Below are 6,544 nucleotides of genomic sequence, written 5' to 3' on the forward strand. Positions count from 1 at the left end.
CTGCTCCTGCCGCTGCCGCTGCCGCTGCTGCCGCTCCCGCTGGCTGATCCGTTCGCCGACGTGCTGGACGGCGTCCCCGCGGACGGTGCACCGGTCGCCGGCGTCGCCGACGGCTCGGAGGCCGCCTTCGTGGGGGAGCCGGACCCTGCCGACGTGACGGTCGCCGAAGCCGACGGCTCCACGGCACCGGAGGCGGCACAGCCCGAGAGCGCGAGCGTGGACACGGCGACGACGATCATCGTCGAACGGACGAGAAGCGTGTGGTGCTGCATGGTCTCGACCGTAGCCAACCCGCGTCGCAGCACCGCGACAGCGACGCCGTCCCGACCACCGCACGGCGTCCCCGAACCGCACGACGCCGTGGGAACATCTGTCACGGGACTGACACATCCCTGCAGCGCGACCGAGACCGGCAGGACGGAGGCTCACACCATGACCCGAACCGTCCCCTGGCGGACCACCGGCCTCGTCGCCGCCGCGCTCGCCGTGGTGAGCGTCCTCGTCGCCGCCACCGGCGCGATGGCCGCGCCCCTCGGACACGATGCCGCTCCGGTCCGTGCCGACCCCGCCGTCCGCACCGCCTACTACGCCGGCTGCGGCGACCAGGCCGTCGCCGAGCCGGTGTCCGTCCCGATCTGGTGCCGGTCCACCGACCAACGCCTCGAGGACCTCACCTGGTCCTCCTGGGGCGGCAGCCGGGCGCTCGCGACCGGCGTGTTCACCGACAACCCGTGCGACTGCGCCGGCGGTACCGTCACCACGTACCCGGTCGCGGTCCGGTTCGACGATCCCACCCCCGTCGGCACCGTCCAGCGGTACGGGCGCCTCAGCATCACCTTCGCCTCCGACCGCCCGGCGTGGGCCGTCCGCCCGACGATGCACTTCCTCTGGGGCGACCTCGGCTTCCTCTCGGACCAGACACGCCCGTGAGACGTGCGAACGCCGACGGACCCGCCCCGCTCGTCCTGCTCGCGGAGGACGACCCGGACGTCCGCGAGACGACCCAGCTGCTGCTCCTGCGTCGCGGCTGGCGTGTGACCCCCACCGCGGACGGTGTCGACGCGCTCGCCGCGGTGGACACCGAGGTGCCCGACATCGCCGTCGTCGACGTCGCGATGCCGCGGATGAACGGCCTCGACCTCACGGCTCGGTTGACGGCACTCGGCGTCCCCGTGGTGCTGCTCACCGCCCGGAGCCTCGCCGTCGACGAGGTCTCCGGACTCGCCGCGGGAGCCGACGACTACGTCACGAAGCCGTTCGACGCCGACGTCCTCTCGGCCCGGCTCCACGCGGTGCTCCGCCGTGCCCGGGGGGTCGTCTCCGAGGCCGTCACGATCGGCGACGTCCGGATCGACCTCCGGGCCCGACGCGCCGAGCGCAACGGGGCTCCCGTGAGCCTCACCTCGGTCGAGTTCCGCGTGCTCGAGGCGCTGCTCCGGGAGCGCGGTGCGGTGCTCAGCCGGGAACAGGTCGTCGCCATGGCCTGGGACAGCACCTGGCAGGACCCCCGCATCGTGGACACCAACGTGCAGCGACTCCGGCGGAAGCTCGGGCCGGAAGTCGTCGAGACGGTCCGCGGGTTCGGCTACCGCATCGAGGCCGAGCGCGCATGAGCCGGGCCTGGACCTCGGCGGACACGGTACGTCGCCCCGCGGCCCCGAACGAGCGCGTTCCGTGGTGGCGCTCGCTCCGCTTCCGGATGGCCGTCGCCATGACCCTCCTCGCGACGACGCTCGTCGTCGGTGCCGGCGCGGTGTTCGCGCGGACCGCGATCGACGGGGCGACCGCGCAGCTCCGGCAGCAGGCGCTCACGCAGCTCGACGAGACGACGGCGACCGAGGCGTTCGGCGGCAACCTCCCGCCGCGCGCCACCGACGACCCCTCGGCGCTCCCACCGCAGCTCCGACGAGCGCTGGACGCCGACGGCCCCGTCACCTACGACGACGGCGACTCGATGTGGGCGGCGCGTCGGCAGAGCTCCGGGATCATCGCGACCCGGATCGACGACGCGCCCGTCCGGGACCAGTGGGCCAACCTGCAGCGCACCTTCGTCGTCGCCGCCGTCCTGGCCGCGGCCGTGGCGGCCGTCGGCGCCTGGATCGCCGCAGGACGACTGACCGCCAGGCTCCGACGGGCCGCGGCGGCGGTGGACGACACCGTCGCGGGACGGACGCCCGACGAGGTCGTCGGGGACGACGAGGTCGCCGTGCTCTCCCGTGGGCTCGCCGAGACGGCTGCCGCCCTCGCGCGGAGCCTCGACCACGAGCGGGCGATCACGGCCGAGGTGGCGCACGACCTCCGCACGCCCGTCACCGCCCTCGTCGGTGCCGCAGAGCTGCTGCCGGACGGGCCCGACGCCGACCGGGTGCGTCGGATCGCCGAGCGTCTCCGCCAGCTCCTCGACGACCTGCTCGACCTCTCCCGCGCCGCCCACGACGCCGGCGCTGTGCACGCCGTCCCGCGCGACCTCGGGAGCACGGTCGACGAGCTGCTCCGACGCGAGGGGCTGGACGGCCGAGTGGAGCGCGACGCCCGGCCGACCGACACGGTGATGGTCGACCCGGAGCACCTCGCCCGGGCGGTGACGAACCTCGTCACGAACGCCGAACGACACGGCGCCCGACCGGTCGTCGTCCGCACCGAGGGCACCACGCTCACCGTGCGCGACGCCGGACCCGGGTTCCCCGAGGAGCTGCTCCGCGACGGCCCGAGGCGCTTCGGTGCGCTGGGGTCGCACGCCGGTGCCGGTATCGGGCTCGCCATCGTGCTGCAGCACCTCGCCGCGTTCGGGGCGGTGCTGCGGCTCGAGGACCCCGGGGTCGGCGCGGCGGCGGTCGTCGAACTCCGGCCGACCGGCGCCGAGTCACGCTCCGGTGTCAGCGCGTGACCGGGAGCACCCAGAACACGGCGAGGCCGACGATCACGGTGAAGGTCACGGCGATCGCCACCTCGAGCAGGAGCACCACCAGGTCGTCCTGAGCGGGTGCGTCGTCGGTCTCGTGCGTCGGGAAGGTCATGGCGGCACGCTAGGGAGCGCTCGTCTCAGCCGTGCGGCAGGCGCGGCCCGCGGGGTGCCGCGCACGGCGCGCGGCCGCGCGGAGCCGGGGGACGCAGCGTCACCGGACTGTCACACAGCGGTCACCAGGACGACGGACGGGAGGCACGGTGCCAGCCCGCACCGTCCCTCCCGTCCATCACGACGCATGTCGATGCGTCAACAGTCGGCCTTTCTTCTGGTCGCTCGCGAACACGTCGTGGTACTGCATGCCGATGCCGTCGTCGAGCAGCTTCTCGGTCGCGCTCGTGGTGCAAGGTGGCAGGTCGTCGTCCTTCTTCAGCTCGATCGAGGTCGTGGTCGTCGCCGTCGTCAGGGCGTGACCATGCCGCCGTTCACGTTGAGCGTCTCGCCCGCGACGTAGCTCGACTCCTGCGACGCCAGGAACACGTACGCCGGTGCCAGCTCTGCCGGCTGTGCGGCACGCCCCATCGGCGACTCGCTCGACCCGAACTCGGGCAGGGTCGACGGATCGACGCCGCCGCTCGGCTGCAGCACCGTCCACGTGGGGCCGGGCGCCACGACGTTGACGCGGATGCCCCGCTCGACGAGCAGCTGCGACAACCCCTTGGAGAAGTTGTTGATCGCACCCTTCGACGCCGCGTAGTCGAGCCGGTCCGGCGCGGGCTTGTAGGCCTCCATCGAGGCCGTCGTGGTGATCGTCGAACCGGGCTGCAGGTGCGGGAGTGCTGCCTTCACGAGCCGGAACAGGCCGAACACGTTGACGTCGAACGTGGCCTCGAACTGCTCGTCGGAGATGTCGAGCAGGTCCGGCTGCCAGCGCTGCTTGCCCGCGACGCTGACGAGGGCGTCGAGACCGCCGAGGCCGTCGACGGCCCGCTCGACGAGCTCCTTCGCGTACCCGCGGTCACGGAGGTCCCCGGGGACGGCGACCGCGGTGCGGCCTGCTGCCTCGATCTGCTCGACCACGTGGTCCGCGTCGGACTGTTCCTCGGGCAGGTACGCGATCGCCACGTCGGCGCCCTCGCGTGCGAACGCGATCGCGACGGCCGCGCCGATCCCGGAGTCGCCTCCGGTGACTAGGGCCTTGCGGCCGACGAGCCGGCCGGTGCCGCGGTACGTCGCCTCGCCCAGGTCGGGGACGGGCGTCATCTCGGACTGGAGGCCCGGCTCGGCCTGCGTCTGCGGCTCCGGTGAGACGTTCGGGTAGCGGGTGCGGGGGTCCGCCCATCCGAACTGGTCGGCCGGTGCTGCCTGGTCGTCCGTGCTCATCGGGTCGCCTCCAGCTCCACCTTGATCCAGCCCGGCTCGCGCCGGTCGAACGCCTCGTACGCCTCGATCGCGGAACCGATCGGCTCGTGCTCGGTGATGAGCGCCGTGGGGTCGAACTGGCCGGCGGCGACCATGTCGATCAGCGGCGGCGTCACCGAGTGGTGGTCGCAGTTGCCCATCCGGACGGTGAGGTTCTTGTTCATCGCCTCGCCGATCGGGTACTGCTCGGCCGTCGGACCGTAGACGCCGATGATGCCGATCCGGCCGTACTTCGCGACCGACGCGACGGCCCAACGCGCGGCCTGTGACGGACCGTCGCCCGGCTTCCACTGCTGCTCCTCGCCGCGTCCCTGCGCGGAGGCGTCCGGCGCGACCTGGGCGACCTCGTCGTCGAAGTCCGCCGCCTGCTGGTCGTCGACCGCGGCCGGACCGTGCTTGGGGCGCTCCGCGTCGATGCCGACCGCGTCGATCACGCAGTCCGCACCGATGCCGTTCGTGAGGTCCATGATCGCCTGCACCGGGTCCTCGGTGTTGTAGTTGACGACCTCGCAGTGCTGCTCGAGCGCGGCGGCGAGCCGGGTCTCCTCGCCGTCGACGATGATGACCCGTGCTGCGCCGAGCTTGTACGCCGAGGCGGCGGCGAACTGTCCGACGATGCCCGCGCCGAAGACCACGACGACGTCGCCACGGGTGACGCCGGCGAGCTCGGCGCCGAACCAGCCGGTCGGGAAGATGTCGGACAGCAGGATGGCCTGCTCGTCGCTGACGTTCTCGGGCAGCGGGTGCATGGTGTTCCGCGCCCAGGGGACGCGCACGTACTCCGCCTGGAGGCCGTTGACGGGACCGGTGGACTGCGGGCCGCCGAAGAAGCTCGTGCCCGCCTGCGGCCCGTTCGGGTTGGCGACGTCGCACTGCGCCGTCTTGCCCATCCGGCAGTAGCGGCAGGCGCCGCAGGAGATCGTCGAGTTGATGACCACGCGGTCACCCGGGCTGAACCCGCGGACCGCGTCGCCGACCTCGGTGATGACGCCCACCGCTTCGTGGCCGAGGATCGTGCCCTCCTCCATCGGGGCCATGGTGCCGCGGACGAAGTGCAGGTCGGTCCCGCAGATCGCGCTCCTGGTGATGCGGACGATCGCGTCCTCGGGGTGCTGGATGGTGGGTTCCGGGACCTCGTCGAGTCGGATGTCCCCGATGCCGTGCCAGACGACTGCGCGCATGTCTTCCTCTTCCTTCGTGGGGTTTCGCGCAGACCACACAACCCGTCGGCCGCTCCGAGCACGTGGAGCATCAGTCCGCTGAGCGCACCGCTCGTCGACGGTCAGGCGGACCGGGTTGGGTCGGAGCATGAGTGACGACCAGAAGGAGATCCGCGACGACTTCGCGGACGCCGTGAACATGACCGCCTCCGAACTGAAGAAGTGGCTCGACACCGACGAGTCGAAGGAGGTCGGGCAGAAGTCCGACGGCGGCGGTGAGTCGACCGGGCACGAGAGCGGCCGGCACATCGTGCGGATCCTCGAGAAGAAGCAGGGCGACTACACCGACGACGACTACGCCCACATGAAGAAGGTCGTCGGGTACGTCGCACGCCACTCGAAGCAGCGGCCGAAGGGCGACGTGCACGACACGAAGTGGCGGTACTCGCTCATGAACTGGGGGAACGACCCCGAGAAGGACTGAGCGTCCCGGCGTAGCCTCCGGGCCATGCCGAACCAGTTGAAGAAGCCGGACATGTACGAGGAGCTCCGCGAGGAGGGCGCCTCGAAGGAGAAGGCCGCGCGGATCAGCAACGCCGCGGCCGCCCGGGGCACGAAGGCCGTCGGGAAGAAGGGCGGTGAGTCCGGCTCCTACGACGACTGGACGGTCGCCGACCTGCGGAAGCGGGCGAAGGAGCTCGGACTCACCGGGTACTCGTCGAAGCGCAAGAGCGACCTGATCGACGCCCTGCGCAACCACTGACTCCGGACGTCACGCCACGTGGGCGTTGGTGCGGACGGAGGGCAGCCGGTGGTGGTCGCGGACGAGGGCGCGGACCTCGCGCAGGCGTCGGTCGATGCCCCACTTCGTGACCAGGGTCAACGACTCGCGGACGATGTTGCCGCTCATCTTCGAGACCCCGTGCTCACGCTCGGTGAACGTGATCGGTGTCTCCACGACCCGCAGCCCCGCCTCGAGGGCACGCCAGCACAGGTCGACCTGGAAGCAGTACCCCTTCGACGCGATCCCCGCCAGCTCGATCCGTTCCAACGCGCT

8 protein-coding genes and 2 pseudogenes are annotated in these 6,544 nt (G+C 72.0%); 5 read left to right on the forward strand and 5 right to left on the reverse strand.

The window, feature by feature from the left end; translation table 11 throughout:
* Positions 1-272, reverse strand: a pseudogene (locus tag NS184_RS18590) (hypothetical protein); the annotation flags it as partial.
* A gap of 160 nt (positions 273-432) precedes the next feature.
* On the opposite strand from NS184_RS18590, the gene NS184_RS17840 reads away from it, so the two are divergent.
* The 3 genes from NS184_RS17840 to NS184_RS08850 are packed head-to-tail and all read left to right on the forward strand — an operon-like array spanning position 433 to position 2,887.
* Positions 433-930, forward strand: coding sequence for a hypothetical protein (locus NS184_RS17840; RefSeq protein ID WP_152998143.1), 498 nt, complete (start codon positions 433-435; stop codon positions 928-930).
* The gene (locus NS184_RS08845) at positions 927-1,613 is read left to right on the forward strand and encodes a response regulator transcription factor (protein ID WP_058725757.1); all 687 of its coding nucleotides are present in this window, start codon (positions 927-929) and stop codon (positions 1,611-1,613) included. Before NS184_RS17840 ends, NS184_RS08845 begins: the two co-directional genes overlap by 4 nt.
* On the forward strand, positions 1,610-2,887 hold the full coding sequence (locus NS184_RS08850; RefSeq protein WP_083513572.1) for a sensor histidine kinase: 1,278 nt from the start codon (positions 1,610-1,612) through the stop codon (positions 2,885-2,887). Before NS184_RS08845 ends, NS184_RS08850 begins: the two co-directional genes overlap by 4 nt.
* Here the strand turns inward: NS184_RS08850 and NS184_RS18310 are convergent.
* The 3 genes from NS184_RS18310 to NS184_RS08860 all read right to left on the reverse strand — a co-directional run bounded on the left by NS184_RS18310 (position 2,877) and on the right by NS184_RS08860 (position 5,508).
* Positions 2,877-3,017: a hypothetical protein gene (locus tag NS184_RS18310; RefSeq protein WP_193750434.1), complete on the reverse strand. Its 141-nt coding sequence runs from the start codon at positions 3,015-3,017 to the stop codon at positions 2,877-2,879. The two genes, NS184_RS08850 and NS184_RS18310, sit on opposite strands and share 11 nt — an antisense overlap.
* Positions 3,018-3,367: 350 nt before the next feature.
* Positions 3,368-4,288 (reverse strand): SDR family oxidoreductase, encoded by a 921-nt coding sequence (locus NS184_RS08855; protein WP_058725759.1) that lies wholly within the window; start codon positions 4,286-4,288, stop codon positions 3,368-3,370.
* On the reverse strand, positions 4,285-5,508 hold the full coding sequence (locus NS184_RS08860) for a zinc-dependent alcohol dehydrogenase (protein WP_058725760.1): 1,224 nt from the start codon (positions 5,506-5,508) through the stop codon (positions 4,285-4,287). Before NS184_RS08860 ends, NS184_RS08855 begins: the two co-directional genes overlap by 4 nt.
* Positions 5,509-5,635: 127 nt before the next feature.
* On the opposite strand from NS184_RS08860, the gene NS184_RS08865 reads away from it, so the two are divergent.
* Entirely contained in the window at positions 5,636-5,971 is a 336-nt protein-coding gene (locus NS184_RS08865) for a DUF3140 domain-containing protein (protein ID WP_058725761.1), read from the forward strand.
* Positions 5,972-5,995: 24 nt separating this feature from the next.
* A complete protein-coding gene (locus NS184_RS08870; protein WP_058725762.1) occupies positions 5,996-6,250 on the forward strand; it encodes a DUF7218 family protein in 255 nt (84 codons plus the stop codon).
* Between the two features lie 9 nt (positions 6,251-6,259).
* Here NS184_RS08870 and NS184_RS08875 read toward each other — a convergent pair.
* Positions 6,260-6,544: pseudogene (locus tag NS184_RS08875) on the reverse strand (dolichol-phosphate mannosyltransferase); the annotation flags it as partial.

The sequence above is a fragment of the Curtobacterium luteum genome (assembly GCF_001475545.1).
Classification (GTDB): domain Bacteria; phylum Actinomycetota; class Actinomycetes; order Actinomycetales; family Microbacteriaceae; genus Curtobacterium; species Curtobacterium luteum_A.